The 17,311-nt window shown below is 41.5% G+C and carries 15 protein-coding genes; 11 read left to right on the forward strand and 4 right to left on the reverse strand.

Annotated elements, in window-relative coordinates:
- Positions 1 to 35: 35 nt before the first annotated feature.
- The 7 genes from xylA to G7092_RS00480 all read left to right on the forward strand — a co-directional run bounded on the left by xylA (position 36) and on the right by G7092_RS00480 (position 9,266).
- Positions 36 to 1,364 (forward strand): xylose isomerase, encoded by a 1,329-nt coding sequence (xylA, locus tag G7092_RS00450; RefSeq protein ID WP_166085093.1) that lies wholly within the window; start codon positions 36 to 38, stop codon positions 1,362 to 1,364.
- A gap of 51 nt (positions 1,365 to 1,415) precedes the next feature.
- Positions 1,416 to 3,116 (forward strand): sodium/sugar symporter, encoded by a 1,701-nt coding sequence (locus tag G7092_RS00455; protein ID WP_166090837.1) that lies wholly within the window; start codon positions 1,416 to 1,418, stop codon positions 3,114 to 3,116.
- 244 nt (positions 3,117 to 3,360) lie between these two features.
- Entirely contained in the window at positions 3,361 to 4,554 is a 1,194-nt protein-coding gene (uxuA, locus tag G7092_RS00460; protein ID WP_166085095.1) for a mannonate dehydratase, read from the forward strand.
- Positions 4,555 to 4,739: 185 nt separating this feature from the next.
- Complete coding sequence (gene uxaC / locus G7092_RS00465) at positions 4,740 to 6,149, forward strand: glucuronate isomerase (protein ID WP_166085097.1); 1,410 nt, start codon at positions 4,740 to 4,742, stop codon at positions 6,147 to 6,149.
- Position 6,150: 1 nt separating this feature from the next.
- Complete coding sequence (locus tag G7092_RS00470; RefSeq protein WP_166085099.1) at positions 6,151 to 7,191, forward strand: sugar kinase; 1,041 nt, start codon at positions 6,151 to 6,153, stop codon at positions 7,189 to 7,191.
- On the forward strand, positions 7,188 to 7,847 hold the full coding sequence (locus G7092_RS00475) for a beta/alpha barrel domain-containing protein (protein ID WP_202985185.1): 660 nt from the start codon (positions 7,188 to 7,190) through the stop codon (positions 7,845 to 7,847). The genes G7092_RS00470 and G7092_RS00475 overlap by 4 nt, the downstream gene beginning before the upstream one ends.
- Before the next feature lie 129 nt (positions 7,848 to 7,976).
- Complete coding sequence (locus G7092_RS00480) at positions 7,977 to 9,266, forward strand: MFS transporter (RefSeq protein ID WP_166085101.1); 1,290 nt, start codon at positions 7,977 to 7,979, stop codon at positions 9,264 to 9,266.
- A 60-nt stretch (positions 9,267 to 9,326) separates the two neighbouring features.
- On the opposite strand, the gene G7092_RS00485 is transcribed toward G7092_RS00480, so the two are convergent.
- Positions 9,327 to 9,560, reverse strand: a complete 234-nt coding sequence (locus tag G7092_RS00485) for a hypothetical protein (protein WP_166085103.1) — start codon at positions 9,558 to 9,560, stop codon at positions 9,327 to 9,329.
- A 348-nt stretch (positions 9,561 to 9,908) separates the two neighbouring features.
- On the opposite strand from G7092_RS00485, the gene G7092_RS00490 reads away from it, so the two are divergent.
- The gene (locus G7092_RS00490) at positions 9,909 to 10,160 is read left to right on the forward strand and encodes a DUF3820 family protein (RefSeq protein WP_166085104.1); all 252 of its coding nucleotides are present in this window, start codon (positions 9,909 to 9,911) and stop codon (positions 10,158 to 10,160) included.
- Between the two features lie 84 nt (positions 10,161 to 10,244).
- Positions 10,245 to 10,889 (forward strand): peptide-methionine (S)-S-oxide reductase MsrA, encoded by a 645-nt coding sequence (msrA, locus tag G7092_RS00495; protein ID WP_166085108.1) that lies wholly within the window; start codon positions 10,245 to 10,247, stop codon positions 10,887 to 10,889.
- 105 nt (positions 10,890 to 10,994) lie between these two features.
- Here the strand turns inward: msrA and corA are convergent, their stop codons facing one another.
- Positions 10,995 to 12,119, reverse strand: coding sequence for a magnesium/cobalt transporter CorA (gene corA / locus G7092_RS00500; protein ID WP_166085110.1), 1,125 nt, complete (start codon positions 12,117 to 12,119; stop codon positions 10,995 to 10,997).
- Positions 12,120 to 12,740, reverse strand: a complete 621-nt coding sequence (locus G7092_RS00505; protein ID WP_166085112.1) for a WbqC family protein — start codon at positions 12,738 to 12,740, stop codon at positions 12,120 to 12,122.
- Between the two features lie 83 nt (positions 12,741 to 12,823).
- Between G7092_RS00505 and G7092_RS00510 the strand changes: the two genes are divergently transcribed.
- Together G7092_RS00510 and G7092_RS00515 are read left to right on the forward strand one after the other, a co-directional pair.
- Positions 12,824 to 13,660 (forward strand): lysophospholipid acyltransferase family protein, encoded by an 837-nt coding sequence (locus G7092_RS00510; protein ID WP_235953746.1) that lies wholly within the window; start codon positions 12,824 to 12,826, stop codon positions 13,658 to 13,660.
- Complete coding sequence (locus tag G7092_RS00515; protein WP_166085117.1) at positions 13,657 to 14,742, forward strand: glycosyltransferase family 2 protein; 1,086 nt, start codon at positions 13,657 to 13,659, stop codon at positions 14,740 to 14,742. Before G7092_RS00510 ends, G7092_RS00515 begins: the two co-directional genes overlap by 4 nt.
- Here the strand turns inward: G7092_RS00515 and G7092_RS00520 are convergent.
- A complete protein-coding gene (locus G7092_RS00520; protein ID WP_166085119.1) occupies positions 14,711 to 17,251 on the reverse strand; it encodes a mechanosensitive ion channel family protein in 2,541 nt (846 codons plus the stop codon). The genes G7092_RS00515 and G7092_RS00520 overlap by 32 nt on opposite strands.
- Positions 17,252 to 17,311 lie beyond the last annotated feature (60 nt).

A 17,311-nucleotide genomic window follows, 5' to 3' on the forward strand; every position in this document is an offset into this window, starting at 1 on the left:
AAATTCACTAAATCAATAATTCAATAATTAAAAATATGAGCATCGTAACCGGAGAAAAACAGTTTTTTAAAGAAATAGGACAGATCAAATATGAAGGAACGCAGTCGGATAATCCGCTGGCTTTCCGTTGGTATGATGCGGATAGGGTAGTGGCGGGCAAAACCATGAAAGATCATTTGCGTTTTGCCTGCGCGTACTGGCATTCGTTCTGCGGTACCGGTGCCGATCCGTTTGGCGGGCCCACTCACGTATTTCCATGGGATGAAAAAGCCGATGCCGTTGAGCGTGCCAAAGATAAAATGGATGCGGCTTTTGAGTTCATCACCAAAATGAACTTACCATACTATTGTTTCCACGATGTGGATGTGGTTGATTATGGCAACGATGTAAATGAAAATGACAGGCGCTTACAAGCTTTGGTAGAATATGCCAAACAAAAGCAAGCTGCAAGTGGTGTAAAACTGCTTTGGGGTACATCCAATCTGTTTAGCCACAAAAGGTATATGAACGGAGCTTCAACTAATCCCGATTTTCATGTACTGGCACACGCAGGCGCGCAGGTTAAGGCCGCTATTGACGCTACCATTGCTTTGGGCGGCGAGAACTACGTTTTCTGGGGTGGTCGCGAAGGCTATATGAGTCTGCTGAATACCGATATGAAACGCGAGCAGGAACATTTTGCCCGTTTTTTACATACAGCTAAAGATTATGCCCGCAAACAAGGCTTTAAAGGAACTTTCTTTATCGAACCAAAACCTTGCGAGCCAACCAAACATCAGTATGATTATGACGCGGCTACCGTATTGGGCTTTTTGCAGAAATATGATCTGATCAATGACTTTAAACTGAACCTGGAAGTTAACCACGCTACGTTGGCCGGTCATACGTTCCAGCATGAATTGCAGGTAGCTGCCGATTCGGGTTTATTAGGTTCGATAGATGCTAACCGCGGTGATAATCAGAACGGATGGGATACCGACCAGTTCCCGAATGATATCAACGAAGTAACCGAGTGTATGCTGATCATCCTGGAAGCAGGCGGTTTCCAGGGCGGCGGTATCAACTTTGACGCCAAGATCCGTCGTAACTCGACCGATCCGGCCGATCTGTTCTATGCCCACATTGGTGGTATGGACATTTTTGCACGCGCTTTAGTTACTGCTGATAACATTTTGCAAAAATCTGCCTATAAAAAGATCCGCAAAGAAAGATATGCTTCATTTGATACCGGTTCTGGTAACGATTTTGAAACAGGAAAGCTATCTTTAGAGGATTTGCGTAACTATGCTATCGCTAATGGTGAGCCTAAAACCATCAGCGGCAAACAAGAATATTTAGAAAATTTGATAAATCGCTATATATAGTTTATAATTGTCAATCTAACATATTAAACCAACTTAACCAAAACAATGAACCTGAAAACCCTCTCGATCGGCGATTATGCTGTATTCTTGATCTACTTTGTAATAGTCGCCAGCTATGGCTGGTGGGTATATAAGCGTAAGCACAACGCCGATGCCACTTCAAAAGATTACTTTTTAGCCGAAGGGTCACTGACCTGGTGGGCTATCGGTGCATCGCTGATCGCTTCCAATATATCTGCCGAACAGTTTATCGGAACCAGCGGATCGGCATTCAAGATGGGTTTGGCCATTTCCACTTATGAGTGGATGGCTGCGATCACATTGATCATTGTGGCGGTATTTTTTATCCCGGTATATCTAAAAAACAAGATATTCACCATGCCGCAGTTTCTGCACCAGCGTTATAACGGCACGGTGGCTATGGTAATGGCTATATTTTGGCTGTTGCTGTACATCGTAGTTAACCTGATGTCGATATTGTACCTGGGTGCCTTGGCTATCAGCGGTATATCTGGTCTGGATATCCATTTGTGTATCTGGTTGCTGGCTATATTCGCGGTGATCATTACGCTGGGAGGTATGAAAGTGATTGGCTACACCGATGTTATACAGGTTGCTGTATTGATATTGGGAGGTTTGGTTGCAACTTATCTTGCGCTTAATAAACTAAGTACTTTTACAAATACGCCTGGAATTATAAGCGGCTTTAAATCGATGTATAGCGAGGCGAATGATCATTTCCATATGATCTTTAAAAAGGATAACGCCAACTATATGGATCTGCCGGGTTTAACCGTGTTAATTGGCGGTATGTGGATCACCAACCTTAACTATTGGGGCTGTAACCAGTACATTACGCAAAGGGCATTGGGTGCAAATCTTAAAACTGCCCGTGGCGGTATCTTATTTGCCGCGTTCCTGAAATTGCTGATGCCTGTTATTGTGGTGTTGCCTGGTATTGCAGCTTATGTACTTTATCAAAAAGGTATGTTTCATCAGGAGATGCTGAGCGCATCAGGTGTAACCGATCCTAATAAAGCTTATCCGTCTTTACTGAATCTGTTGCCAGGCGGCTTAAAGGGACTTTCTTTTGCCGCTTTAACGGCAGCAATCGTGGCTTCACTGGCTGGTAAAGCAAACAGTATTGCCACCATATTTACACTAGATATCTACAAAAAAGCCATTAACCCGGCAGCTGATGATAAAAAGTTAGTGAACTTGGGTAAATGGTCGGTAGTGGTAGCGATGTTTTTGGGGATACTTTTATCAGAAGTGATCGGTAACGCTTTAATGGGCGAAGGTAAACAAGGCTTCCAGTACATTCAGGAATATACCGGCTTTGTATCTCCGGGTATATTTGCCATGTTTATTCTGGGTTTCTTCTGGAAAAAAGCTACCTCCAATGCAGCTATGTTCGCTACAGTAGGTGGGTTTATCATGTCGTGCTTCTTTAAGCTGTTACCACGTTTTGCTGATCTGAGCTTCCTGTCGCCTTATGGCTTCTCAAAACTGGCGCTGCAGGACGATAAGGTTACCCAACTTTATGAAATACCATTCCTTGACCGTATGGGTTTTGTATTTGTGATTTGCGTTGTAGGTATGTATATTATTTCTAAAATTGATGGCGCCCGTGGTGTTAAAACCAATGGTCTGGAAATTGATGCATCTATGTTTAAAACATCCCGTGCCTTTACAGCCGGTGCACTGATAGTTACCGGAATTGTAGTGGCGCTTTACTCTATCTTCTGGTAGTAGTAATATTTCTACATAAAGCAAAGGGCGACGAATCTGATGATTTGTCGCCCTTTGTGCTTAAATAGTTTTATCAATGGCTAAAACGATATATAATTTATTAAAACGTTAAATGTATCTTGTCCAATAAACCCGCATCCGAAAACGTTTGCGTGGATTTGTTGTATTATCCCTTCTAACTTGTACAAAATGATGTGTAATTTGCCGGTCACAACAAACCTTTTATATACGATACCATCAATCCATGGTTAATAATTTAGAACAAACATTTCGCTGGTTCGGGCCTTCCGACCCGGTTACGTTAACAGCTATCAGGCAAACTGGTGCTACAGGCATAGTTACATCGCTTTATCATATCCCTGTTGGCGAGGTGTGGAGCTTAGACGAGATCAACCAACGCAAAAAGATCATTGAAGATGCCGGGCTTACGTGGTCGGTAGTGGAGAGTGTAAATATTCACGAGAGTATCAAAACAGCCTCACCAGATAGGGATAAATACATTGCGAATTATGTAAGTACGTTAAAGAACCTGTCGCTGGCAGGCATCAACGTTGTATGTTACAATTTTATGCCGGTGTTGGATTGGACGCGTACCGATCTGGATTTCCTGTTACCCAACAAAGGAACCGCGTTAAGATATGATGCCAAAGCCCTGGCTGCTTTTGACCTGTATATCCTGGAACGTGAAGGTGCCGAAAACGATTTTACTGCTGAGCAACAACAAGCTGCAAGAATATATTTAGACAGCATCAGCGCCGAAGAAAAAGCGCAATTGATAGATAACCTGATGGCTGGCTTGCCTGGTACCAATAAAGTATTAACCATTCCGGAGTTTAAGGAGCATTTAAAACGTTACGGCAATACCGATGCCGCGGCACTGAAAGCCAATTTGGGTTACTTCCTGAAAGGGATCATTCCCGGTGCCGAAGCTGCAGGCGTAAAAATGAGTATCCATCCGGATGATCCGCCGTTCCCGATACTGGGTTTACCACGTGTGGTATCTACAGAACAGGACCTGGTTGATGTGGTTAATTTTAGTCCGTCGCCAAGTAATGGCTTAACTTTTTGCAGCGGTTCCTTAGGTGCCAGACCTGATAACGACTTGCCAGGTATAGTGGAAAGATTAGGGGAGCATATCCACTTTTTGCATTTACGCAATGTACAACGTGAGGACGACGGCAGCTTTTATGAGGCTGAGCATTTGAACGGAAGTACGGATATGTACGCCGTGATGAAGAACATTGTTTTGGAGCAGCAAAAACGCCAGCAAAATGGTCGCACAGATGTGGCCATACCTATGCGCCCCGATCATGGTCATAAATTGCTGGACGATTTTAATTATAAAACCTATCACGGCTATTCGGCCATTGGCAGGTTAAAAGGGTTGGCCGAGCTGAGAGGATTGGAAATGGGAGTAAAACGCTCGATAGCCCCCTAACCCCCTAAAGGGGGAACCTATTTCGAATTTTCGATTTCGGATTTATTTAGATTGTGAATTTATCATTCTGTAAATTCTTCAATTCTATAAATTCCGGTTCAGACGTTTCGATTTCGGATTTATTTAGAGTTTAGAATTTAGTGTTTAGGCTTTAGCGTTTAGAGCTTAGAATTTAGAATTTAAGAATGAAGAGTTTTTTAGATCAGGATTTTTTATTAAATACCAAAACGGCGCAGCGCCTGTATCATGAATATGCCAGCCAGCTGCCTATTATTGATTATCACTGCCATTTGCCGCCCGATCAGATAGCCTTGGATATCAATTTTAATAACCTCACGCATGCCTGGCTTTACGGCGACCATTATAAATGGCGCGCTATGCGGGCCAATGGGGTTAATGAAGCTTATATCACCGGTAATAAAAGCGATCAGGAAAAGTTTGCAAAATGGGCCGAAACGGTACCATATACCTTACGTAACCCGCTGTACCATTGGACCCACCTGGAATTGCAGCGTTATTTCGGTATCCATGAACTGCTTTCGCCTGCTACTGCTCAGCAGATATATGAGGAGTGTAACGCTAAACTGAAAACACCCGAATTCAGCATCCGTAATATCCTGAAAGGAAAGAACGTGGAGGTGGTTTGTACTACTGATGATCCGCTGGATAACCTGGCCTTTCATCAGCAGATCAAAAAAGATGGTTTTGAAATAAAAGTGCTGCCGGCCTTCAGGCCCGATAAAGCTATGAATGCCGATGATCTGCAGGCACTTAATCAGTATATCGATCAATTGCAAACCATCAGCAATATTGATATTTCAAGTTATAGTGATTATTTAAAGGCGTTAAAAAGCCGTCATGACTATTTCGCGGCAAATGGATGTCAATTATCAGATCATGGTTTGTCGCATATTTACGCAGATGATTATACAGAAGCCGAAATAATCGCCATCTTTTTAAAGATCAGGAACAAAAAAGTATTGTTGCCTTTGGAAATATCCAAGTTCAAATCGGCCATGCTCTTCCAGTTTGCCTTTTGGGATCATGAAAAAGGCTGGGTACAGCAATATCACCTGGGAGCTTTGCGCAACAATAATACACGCGGACTAACCAATTCAGGCCCCGATACTGGCTGGGATTCTATCGGCGATTTTAAACAGGGTGAAGCACTATCAAAATTCTTAAATAAGCTTGATGCTGATAACAGATTGGCCAAAACCATATTGTATAATTTAAATCCAGCTGATAATGAATTATTTGCCGCTATGACGGGTAACTTTAATGACGGCTCTGTTGCCGGTAAGGTACAGTTTGGCTCGGCATGGTGGTTCCTGGATCAAAAGGATGGGATGACCAAACAATTGAATGCACTGTCAAATATCGGTCTGGTAAGCAGGATGGTAGGTATGCTTACTGATTCACGCAGCTTTTTATCCTTCCCAAGGCATGAGTATTTTCGTCGGCTGGTTTGTAATCTGTTTGCAGAAGATATCGAGAACGGCGAACTACCAAATGATATAGAATGGACTGGCAAAATTGTACAGGACATTTGCTATTATAACGCTAAAAGTTACTTTAATTTCGATAAGCAGTAAAATGAGCAATCTTTTTGAAAACGGATCATCAGCAGGTAGCATACTTTCGTTCGGCGAGTTACTGCTACGGATATGTCCCGATGCGGCTGGCGAGTGGTTACATGAAAACCAGCTGCCATTCTTTGTAGGGGGGGCTGAATTGAATGTGGCCTCTGCTTTAGCCCTGTGGGGATTGCCATCGGCTTATTTTACAGCTTTACCTGATAATGCTTTATCCACACAGATACTGGATTATCTGCAGGATAAAAACGTTGATACTGCACCGGTTTATATGGGCGGTGACAGAATCGGTTTGTATTATTTAACCCGGGGAAAAGACATTAAGAATAACGCGCTGATATATGATCGTGCTAATTCGGCTTTTGCGGGTTTAAAATCTGGGCAGGTGGATTGGGATAAGGTGTTGAATGGCGTAAGCTGGTTTCATTTCAGCGCTATCTGCCCGGCTATAAGTCAGGATGTGGCCGATGTTTGCGCCGAGGTGCTGGAAGCGGCATCAGCTAGAAACATCACCATATCGGTTGATCTTAACTACAGGGCACGTCTTTGGCAATATGGTAAACAACCTATTGATGTAATGCCCCAGCTGGTAAAACATGCCGATCTGATCATGGGCAACATCTGGGCTGCCGAACGGATGCTGGGTATCCCGGTTGAACCCAATGTAACCGAATCTGGTCAAAAAAGCATTTACCTCAAAGAAGCTCAGGAATCATCACAAGCTATCATGGCACAATTTCCAAAATGTAAGGCGGTTGCCAACACTTTTCGTTTTGATGCCGGCGAAGGTATCAACTACTACACCGCATTATATGATGGCGATAGGCTGCACAGCTCAAAACAATACGATACCGATAAGGTGGTAGATAAAGTAGGTAGTGGCGATTGTTTCATGGCTGGCCTTATTTATGGATTTTACAGCAAGCTGAGCCCTTTAGAAACACTGGAGTTTGCGACATCTGCCGCTTATCAGAAATTATTTATCGAAGGTGATGTAACCAATAAAACGGTTCAACAAATAACAAACGCTATCAAATTATGAGCAAAAAAGATATAGTACTAAAGGCCATATTAAACCAGGGATCGTTACCGCTGTTCTTTTATGAAGACGCTCAGGTAAGCCTGGAGATAACCCGAACCTTGTACAGGGCCGGTATCCGGGTATTTGAATATACCAACCGTGGTGCCGCAGCGCTGGCCAATTTTATTGTGCTGAAAAAGGCGCAGCAGGAAGAAATGCCCGATTTGCAATTAGGCATCGGCACCATAAAAACAGCTATCGAAGCCAACGCTTTTATTACCGCTGGGGCCGATTTTATTGTAGCGCCCGTAATAAACCCCGAAGTAGGGGCCATAGCCAAACAACACGATCTGTTATGGATACCCGGTTGTATGACGCCAACCGAAATTAATACCGCGCAACAACATGGCGCGGCATTGATTAAATTATTCCCGGCTAACATATTAGGGCCCGAATTTATGTCGTCTATCAAAGATCTGTTTGCAGGTCAGTTATTCATGCCAACAGGTGGGGTTGACTTGAATATCGATAGCATCAGTACCTGGTTCAAAGTCGGGGTTTGCGCGGTGGGCATGGGAAGTAAGCTCATTAGCAAAAAAGTACTGGATGATCGCTTATATGAGCAATTATATACCGATACCATTAAACTGGGTGAACTGGTGCAAGCCAGTAAATAATTAAAGTAGTATCAAGTAGTTAGTATCAGGTATCATGGTTTGAATGTGCAGATACACACCAAAAATCGTCTTGATACTTGATACTAAATTCTTGATACCAATAATAACAACCAATTAAAACCAATCATAATGAAAGAAACTAACGTTGGCAACTACAGATGGGTAGTAGTTACCCTGCTATTTTTTGCAACCACTATAAACTATCTTGACCGTCAGGTTATTGGTTTACTAAAACCCGTGTTGGAAATTCAGTTTCACTGGACAGAAACCGACTACGGATATATTGTAATGGCTTTTTCTGCTGCCTATGCTATAGGTTTATTGCTGTTTGGAGGTTTTATTGATAAAATTGGTACTAAATTAGGTTATACCATTTCACTAATAGTATGGAGTGTTGCGGCTATGCTTCATGCCATTGTTAAAAGTACATTTGGCTTTGGGGTGGTACGTGCGGCTTTAGGTATAGGCGAATCGGGCAATTTTCCGGCTGCTATAAAGGTAGTTGCGGAGTGGTTCCCAAAAAAGGAGCGCGCCTTGGCCACAGGTATATTTAATTCCGGAGCTAATATCGGCGCCGTGGTTGCTCCGGTAATGGTTCCGTGGATATTGGGTATTTATGGATGGCAGATGGCCTTTATCATTACAGGAGCTATCGGTTTTATATGGCTCGTATTTTGGTGGATATTTTATGAGATACCTTCAAAACATAAAAAAGTAAGTCCCGAAGAGTTTGCCTATATTCATAGCGATACCGAATCTGCTGTTGTTAAAGAAGAAGAAAGTAAAATAAAATGGGTGCAGCTTTTTGGCATCAGGCAAACCTGGACCTTTGTAATAGGTAAGTTTTTAACAGATCCCATCTGGTGGTTTTTCCTGTTTTGGTTACCATCTTACTTTTCAAGCACATTTAATCTCGACCTGAAAAAACCAAGCTTGCCATTGATATTGGTTTATACCGCAACATCTATAGGTAGTATCGGTGGGGGGTATTTGTCATCTTATTTTATTAAAAAAGGTTGGCCGGTGTTTAAGGCGCGCAAAACAGCCATGTTCATATTTGCCTTATGTGTATTGCCTATCATATCGGCGATGTATGCTACTAATATTTGGCAGGCTGTGGCTTTGATTAGCCTGGCTGCAGCCGCTCATCAGGCCTGGAGCGCTAATATCTTTACAACTGCATCTGATATGTTCCCTAAACGGGCGCTTAGTTCGGTTGTGGGTATAGGCGGGATGGCTGGTTCTGTAGGTGGTATATTGTTCCCTTTTTTGGTAGGGCATATCCTGGAGTTTTATAAAGAATCAGGTCACCTTACCACTGGCTATAATATTATTTTCTTTATATGCGGCTGTGCTTATCTACTGGCATGGTTCATTATGCACCTGCTTTCACCCAAAATGAAACCTGTGGATTTATAGAATAAGACTGTCTATCACAAAAAAGCCCCGGTATTATACCGGGGCTTTTTGTGTTTTTAATTAAATTTTACTTTCAACTTGTTCGGCCAGTTCATCTATCCAACTGGATAGGAAGGGTTCTGTTCCTGTAAGTCTTATCCATTGGCCCTCGGCATCTTTAGCTATAATAAGATGCAGCGTCCCGTCAGTTGATTTAAACTCGTAGGCGTTGCTGAAATTAGGATATGTAATTCCCTGCGCAATACCGTCAATCGAACTGTCGGTACCGGCGAGTGTTGCTTCAAATTGTTCCATAGTATATATTTTATTAGCTAACACTACTTTGGGCCTTTGTGTTTGTTTGTACCTCGATAAACCCTTTATTTAATGATATAGAATATATGCAATGTAAAATCTATCATGTTTCGGATAATCCTCTGGGTGGGTTTACATGTAAACCCACTATATAACAATGAAATGTATTTAAGTATTTGATTATAAAGTAAATAAAACAATATTAGCCATGAATTATGTAAACCCATGTAAACCCACTTTTTAATAAAATAGTAACCTGTTCAGGAATGATGCTTAGTCTCATTTTTTAAATACGGTGCCATAACTTATTTTGAAAACTTTACTAAGAGTGTTTACTACCTTTATGCCGTGCAAAATTTACAACCCGACCCGAAAATATTGATTGATATAGTACAAACCCGGATGCCTTATGGTAAGTATAAAGGAACCATCATAGCTGATATCCCTATAAGTTACCTGGAATGGATGGCAGGAAAGGGTTTTACCAAGGATAAAATGGGTATGCTGTTATCAACTACATTCGAGATCAAAACCAATGGATTGAGCGATATTTTGTTGATGGTAAAAAAGTCGCTGAGGCAAGCTGGCGGAAACCAATAGTTGGATTTATGGCACATTAATGACCATCCGGTTGAAAGGTTCCGGACGTATATACGACTAAAGAGATAAAATCATCATTGTTGTATGAAAAAGTTGATCTTATATATTGCCGGAGTTTTTCTATTTGCTGGCTGTGCCGATGGACAGTCGTCCGGTAAGTTTGCCGCACTACCCAAACCTAAGGCGGGTGAGGCTATTGCTACTTTTGGCGGAGGATGTTTTTGGAGTATGAGCGAAGCCATGTCGGAGTTAAAAGGGGTTAATAAGGTTATATCCGGTTATGCCGGTGGGAATACTAAAAACCCAACATATGAGGAAGTAAGCTCTCAAAATACCAATCATGCCGAAACTGTGGATATATTTTACGACCCTAAAGTTATTAGTTACCCCCAACTGGCCGAAGCTTTCTTCTTTGCCCATGATCCAACCACGCTAAACCGCCAGGGCCCTGACCAAGGTACCGATTACCGTTCTATCGCATTTTACCGTACACCAGAGGAAAAGAACATTTTACTGGCTACTATCAAAAAGGTAAATGAGTCAAAACATTATAATAACCCTATAGTGACCCAGGTGGTGCCATTTAGCGCCTTTTATCCTGCCGAGGAGTATCATCAGGGTTATTACCGAAGCCATCCCAATCAATTGTATATCATGTCGGTATCTGAGCCCAAAGTAATGAAATTCAGAAAGGCCATGACTGCAGAATTGAAGCCGGAGTTTAAATAGCCCTTTTTTATTTTGTCATTCTGAACGCAGTGAAGAATCTATTCTGCAATTTTCACGTTCAATAATAGATGCTTCGTTGTGGCTCAGCATGACAACTTATTTTCCTTACAACTTATTAAACCATCCCTTTTTCCAGAATACGAATACCTGTATAATAGCTATCGCAAACATGAGTACAATAGCATAAACGTAACCATGTTTCCAGTAAAGCTCAGGCATATTATCGGGGATAACATGGCCCTTATCATCCTGCCGGGCAAAGTTCATCCCGTAAATACCGGCAATAAAAGTAAGAGGGATAAATATTACTGAAATAATGGTCAGCACCTTCATGATCTCGTTCATACGGTTACTCACCATGGATAAGTACAGATCAATAATACTGGAGGTTACCTCTTTATAGTTCTCAATCAGATCCATCGCCTGTATACAATGATCATAGGCATCGCGCAGAAAGAGCTTTACTTCTGAGGTTATCAAAGGGCACTCCGAGCGGATCATATCATTGATCTTATCGCGTTCGGGCCAGCTTGCTCTGCGTACAATGATCAGGGTGCGTTTGATCTGCTGCGAATTAAACATGATGCTTTTATCGGCACTGTTGTAAACCTTATCTTCAATAGCATCCAGCTTGTCGCCAATCAGTGCCAGTAACATAAAGTAGTTATCAATAATGGTATCGATGAGGGCATAGCACATATAACCCGGTCCTGCGGTGCGTATAGCACCCTTGCCCGCCTTGAGACGGGCCTTTACCGCTTCAAAAAATTCTTCATGATCTTCTTCAAAACTGATGATCAGGTTATCTTTAAGGATAGCCGAAAACTGGTTGTTAATCAGTTCGTCCTCTTTATTAAAGCTAACCATACGACTGGTGCAAAAGGCATAGTCATCGTACTCGTCAAATTTGGGGCGCTGATGGGTGTTGGCAATATCTTCCAGAACCAACGGATTAATGTTTAGGTGAGTACCTATCTCCTCAATCAGGGCCGCATCACCCAGGCCGTTAACTTTTATCCAATGGGTATGATTGTCGCATTTTTTAAGCTGATTTAAAATTACTTTAATGTCTTTCCCTTCAGAAGTAACCAGCTCTTTTTCGTTGTAGGAAAATATAGCGATATGAGGCTTTAGTGCGCCTTCGGGTATTACAATTGTGCCTGGCCGGTCGCCAACATTACCCTGGTGCCTGCGCACTTTGTAGCGTACACGTTTTATCCTGCTGTCCATTTACAAATAATTAATGCTTTGTGGCCCTTGGTTAAATAAGAGATCAACAATACTCAAATTTTTCAAGAAGCCCTTACGATCTTCAAAAACCTGAAAATAAGGTTTTTGTTCCAGCTCTGATTCTTTTTTGGGATGGATAACGGTTCTCAGGTCATCAACAGGCAATGGATATTCCGCATGATACTCGTCTGTGTATTTTATTTCGGCTTTTATTTTAGTGAGTTTCAGTAACAGTTGCAAAAGCTCCTCATTGTAATCAAAGAGAAAGGTTACCTGCTTTTGCTTTTGGTAAAACGCAGCAAAATCATCCTCATAATATTCAAAATATGCCGATCTCCGATAACAGGCCCCCAGGCTTTGCCAATGCAGACGCTGCCATTCAAAATCATAACTAATTTTAACGTCTTTGATCAGGGTATGATTTTTTGACCCTTTTATAACCGGAACCGTCAATGTCAGCATACCATCGGGCGAGTAGATATTAGCCCGGTTGCGATAAGTTTGTTTTGGGAAATGTTCTTCTCTTTCTATCAGAATATCAGGTTTATAAGTGTTTAACTTTATAAAATATTCTACCGGCGGAAGATAAAACATAGGGAACACAGCACCTTTTTCAATCATATATTTTATGTTTGTGTTCAAAATTGGTTAAAATAATGATAAAAAAAGGGCTTTTGAGGTTAGGTATATTTTTTTTATACCTCATGTCGCTGCTTCCCTTTTGGTTTTTGTACATCGTATCTGATGTGTTGTTTGTTATTATCTATTATCTTGTGCGTTATCGCAGGGATGTAGTACAGCAAAACCTGGCCAATTCCTTCCCCGAAAAGACGGTAAAAGAACGTCACGATATCGAATTCAAATATTACCGCTACCTGGCCGACCTGATCGTAGAAACTATAAAAATGATCACTGTATCAGAAAAGCAGATACAGAAAAGGGTGGTAGCTACCAATGCAGAACTGGTTCATGAATATTTTGCCAAAGGTAAAAGTATTATAGCCGTGGCTGGCCATTATTGCAACTGGGAGATGGCCGCGCTCAACTTTAATTTTGTAACCGACAAAAGATTCATGATTGTGTATAAGCCCTTGTCGAACGTTACTTTTGATGAGTTTTTTATACAAGTACGTTCGCGTTTTGGCGGGCAGCCGGTGGCGATGAAACAAACCATGCGTAAAATGGTTGAATACCGCAACGAACTAACGGTAAGTGTACTCGTTGGCGATCAAACACCGGTAATGCATGAAGTAAATTATTTTACTAATTTTTTAAATCAACCTACTGCCGTATTTTTGGGCATCGAAAAAATATCAAAGGCTATTGATGCCGCTGTGGTATTTTACGATATGAAACGCGTAAAAAGAGGTTATTACACTTATACATTGGTTCCGTTAACTGAAAATCCAAAACAAACTGCCGAGCATGAAATAACCGATGCTCATGTGAGGTACCTGGAGAGTATGATCAGGCGCGAACCGCAATATTGGCTATGGTCGCACCGAAGGTGGAAGTTTAAGCCGGAGGACAAACATAAATGATCAACACACCCAAAGTTGCTGTAGTTATATTAAACTGGAACGGCCTTAAATATCTTAAACAATTTTTACCATCGGTATTAGCCTCTTCCTGGCCTGGGTTGGAGATTGTGATAGGTGATAATGCCTCTACAGATGACTCTATTTCTTTTATAAAGGAAAACTATCCGGCTATCAGGATTATTCAAAACGATAAAAATTATGGTTTTACCGGTGGATATAACCGTATACTGAGCCAGGTAAATGCCGATTACTACATCCTGCTGAACTCCGATGTAGAAGTGACACCGGGTTGGATAGAACCGGTGATCAGTTTAATGGAAAGCGATGACCTCATTGCTGCTGCCGCACCTAAACTATTATCGTTTGCTCAAAAAGATCAGTTTGAACATGCCGGAGCTGCCGGGGGCTTTATAGATAGTTTTGGTTACCCGTTTTGCCGCGGCCGCATGTTTTATGAGCTGGAACACGATCTGGGGCAGTATGAACAATCTGGTGAGGTATTCTGGGCATCGGGCGCATCCTTGTTTATCAGAAAGAAATACTGGGACGAAGCCGGAGGTTTTGATGAGCACTTTTTTGCTCACATGGAAGAAATTGATTTGTGCTGGCGATTAAAAAATATGGGCTATAAGGTAATGTACTGCGCACAATCAACCATATATCATGTGGGTGGCGGAACGCTTAATGCTGAAAATCCATTCAAAACCTATCTCAATTTCAGGAATAACCTATTGCTGTTGAAAAAGAACCTGCCTTTTTGGCGAGCTCTGTTTGTAATAAGCATACGCTTTTGCATGGATTTGTTGGCTATATTCCGCTTTCTGGCCGAAGGCAAGCGCAAAGACGCCTGGGCAGTTAGCCGTGCCCACCAAAATTTTGTACTGGGGATTTTCGGGATACATGTTTCCGGCTACGGTGTTAAAGACCTTGGTAATGGTGAAAATAAACTATCGCCTAAAACCCATAAATCAAAACGTATTGTTCATAATTTAAAAGGCATGTACAAAAACAGTATTGTATGGGCGTTTTTTGTTAAAAAGCAAACCAGGTTTACTGATCTTGATCAGGCCGATTTGATTTAACAGCATCCGTGTCGGTACTTGTTGTCTCTGTTGTGGTTTTTTCCTTAGTGGGAGTACTTATAACCAGGGTTTCTTGTGGCCATATCAAATGTACATCTTGCTGAGGGAGCTGAATGCCTTCTTTGTTTAATACCTCATAAATATCGGCCAGGATCTGACTTTTAAGTCCTACCCATGTACTGATATCGGCAGCCCAGAAAAGTATCCTGAAATCCACTGAGCCAGAGGTTAGGTTATGCAATAGTACCGATGGTTCCGGTATTTGCATAATATCGTTATGTGCATCCAATACGCCTTTTAATAAACCTTTAACTTTATCAATGTCCGCCCCATAAGCCGCACTAATAATAAGTTCTACGCGGCGGTTATTATTGCTCAGGGTCCAGTTAATTACATGGTGTGAAATAAGATCGCCGTTAGGGATAATTACCTCAGCGCCGTCGGCCGTTGCAATTTTGCTGGCTCGTATGCCAATATCCAATATAGTACCAGATCTGCTGTCTACTTCAATAATATCACCCACTTGTATTGGTTTTTCAAAGGCCAGTATCAATCCGGAAACCAGGTTGTTTACAATATTTTGCAAACCGAAACCGATACCAATACCAAAGGCACTGATGATGATAGTTATCTTATCAATAGGTACACCAGATGCGGCAACCGCCAGGAAAAAACCAATGGCAATTACCCCTATACGGATCAATAAAGTTGAGGTACGGTTCTTCTTTTTCAGCACATCCATATCATGTTTGTGCTTGGCAGATACATCATACAGGTAACTGACAATCTTGGAGGTAATGGACGATAACCAGATCACCGCGATGAAGATGATAACACTTTGAAAAGTGAACACCGTATTGGTGCCGCCAATGCTGCGGTTGGTTGTTAAAAATGCTTCAATATGATCAAATACAGAATCCTCCACGCTCAGATTTTGGGTAAGCATCACAATCCATAACAGGCTCACTAATACAGTAAGCACACTCCTGAATTTGTTTTTGAGTAATTGAAAGTCAATGTAAGAGCTCAGGTTATTACTGTTCTTGCTAGCCTCTAATTGTAAAAATAAAGCCTCCATAAATATTTGAACAATATAGTACATAGCCATGGCCAGCCATAGATTATGTACGGCTGTTACACCAATTATTTTGGCCAGGCTAAAGCGACCAAAAACATTGCAAACAAAGGAAGCAAATTGCAGTGCAATAAAAATTTTTAGTACGATACCCGTATGTGGTAAAAAATCTTCGGGTGTTTTGCGCACGGCCGGCAAAAGCCTGATACTGATATAGGCAGAGGCTACTCCAAGTATCAGCACCGCAATCCTGTCGGCATTGGTTACCTGTATAAATAAATTGCTGATGCAATAAATATTGGTGATGATAAACAGCTGCAGCAAATAATTGAACAAGGGTTTTGGGCAGGTTTTTTTGGATATGTACAGTATAGCAGCTATCAGGATAACAAAAAAAGTTTCCAATACTACCACAGGCGGGTGATCATAAAAATTAGGAACCAGGGTAAAAGCAACTATAACGGAAGAGGTTATCGGGTAGCTGGTTACATAATTGGCCTGATTAAAAACACCTTCAGGGGCATCATTGGTTTTAAGTATTTTTTTACGACTGGAATAAACCCAGGCTAAAAAGCCCAATAAAACCACTAAGCCGGCAAGATGCGTCAATATATCGCGACCGATAAAAAAGCTGAAAAGCTTGGAATTCATGGTGGCGGTTTTAGAAAGCGCCTCACTAAAATTGCTGCCTTCGCTGGCTTTCATGCTCCATATATCGCTATATTCAGCTGATAATGCCCTTTCGCCAAAATCTCTTATTTTCTGATCTATCTGGTCTTTAAGGTCAAGTACGGATATATATACCGATGAGGTACGGTTTTGCAATAGCCCTATCTTTACCATCAGCTTTTTATTAACCGTATCCAACCGGTGATACTTACTGTCGATAGCTATTTTTTGGATGAGGAAAGTAGTAGCTAACGAACTATCAGATGGCAGGATCTTTAATGTGCTATCTTTGGATATGGCGTTCAGATCGGTTTGATTCTGGATCATTTTGGAGTTGATATCAGCAAGCTGATCCTGCCATCCATCCAGTTGGTCGCCCAGGCGGGTTAAAACATCCCGTATGGTAAATAAATACCGCAATGTGCTTGATTTATCGTCATCAATCAATGATTTGATGATGCCTACGCTTTTTTCATACCGGGGTAATTGCGTACTAATATCTACGGTGTCGATCTTTTTAGAAAGATTGCCCTTAATCTGGTTAAAAGCTGAGGTATAATATTCAACCTTTTGCAGAAGGTTATTGGTAGATGTATCAGATTTTTTAAGCGTCCGTAACAAAGAGTCGCGCGACAAGATAGATGCACGGAGTGAATCTCTTTTAGATCGGGTCTTTTTCTTTTTGGTTTGAGCCAGCGCATCCACACCAGAAAAAAGTGTGATGAACAACAAAAGATAAGTGGTAACTTTTACTATTTTATGCATCGGGATAAATACGCTAAACGCCATGGTTAAACACTTTATTTTAAAAAGCGTTTTATCATT

Origin of the sequence: Mucilaginibacter inviolabilis, assembly GCF_011089895.1 — a bacterium.
Lineage (GTDB): Bacteria > Bacteroidota > Bacteroidia > Sphingobacteriales > Sphingobacteriaceae > Mucilaginibacter > Mucilaginibacter inviolabilis.

Bases quoted from the DNA above. Each gene is read 5' to 3' on its own strand.
- xylA (WP_166085093.1), top strand. From the start codon at position 36: ATGAGCATCGTAACCGGAGAAAAACAGTTTTTTAAAGAAATAGGACAG.
- uxuA (WP_166085095.1), top strand. From the start codon at position 3,361: ATGGTTAATAATTTAGAACAAACATTTCGCTGGTTCGGGCCTTCCGAC.
- uxaC (WP_166085097.1), top strand. From the start codon at position 4,740: ATGAAGAGTTTTTTAGATCAGGATTTTTTATTAAATACCAAAACGGCG.
- G7092_RS00470 (WP_166085099.1), top strand. From the start codon at position 6,151: ATGAGCAATCTTTTTGAAAACGGATCATCAGCAGGTAGCATACTTTCG.
- G7092_RS00475 (WP_202985185.1), top strand. From the start codon at position 7,188: ATGAGCAAAAAAGATATAGTACTAAAGGCCATATTAAACCAGGGATCG.
- G7092_RS00480 (WP_166085101.1), top strand. From the start codon at position 7,977: ATGAAAGAAACTAACGTTGGCAACTACAGATGGGTAGTAGTTACCCTG.
- G7092_RS00485 (WP_166085103.1), bottom strand. From the start codon at position 9,560: ATGGAACAATTTGAAGCAACACTCGCCGGTACCGACAGTTCGATTGAC.
- msrA (WP_166085108.1), top strand. From the start codon at position 10,245: ATGAAAAAGTTGATCTTATATATTGCCGGAGTTTTTCTATTTGCTGGC.
- corA (WP_166085110.1), bottom strand. From the start codon at position 12,119: ATGGACAGCAGGATAAAACGTGTACGCTACAAAGTGCGCAGGCACCAG.
- G7092_RS00505 (WP_166085112.1), bottom strand. From the start codon at position 12,740: ATGATTGAAAAAGGTGCTGTGTTCCCTATGTTTTATCTTCCGCCGGTA.
- G7092_RS00510 (WP_235953746.1), top strand. From the start codon at position 12,824: ATGTCGCTGCTTCCCTTTTGGTTTTTGTACATCGTATCTGATGTGTTG.
- G7092_RS00515 (WP_166085117.1), top strand. From the start codon at position 13,657: ATGATCAACACACCCAAAGTTGCTGTAGTTATATTAAACTGGAACGGC.
- G7092_RS00520 (WP_166085119.1), bottom strand. From the start codon at position 17,251: ATGCATAAAATAGTAAAAGTTACCACTTATCTTTTGTTGTTCATCACA.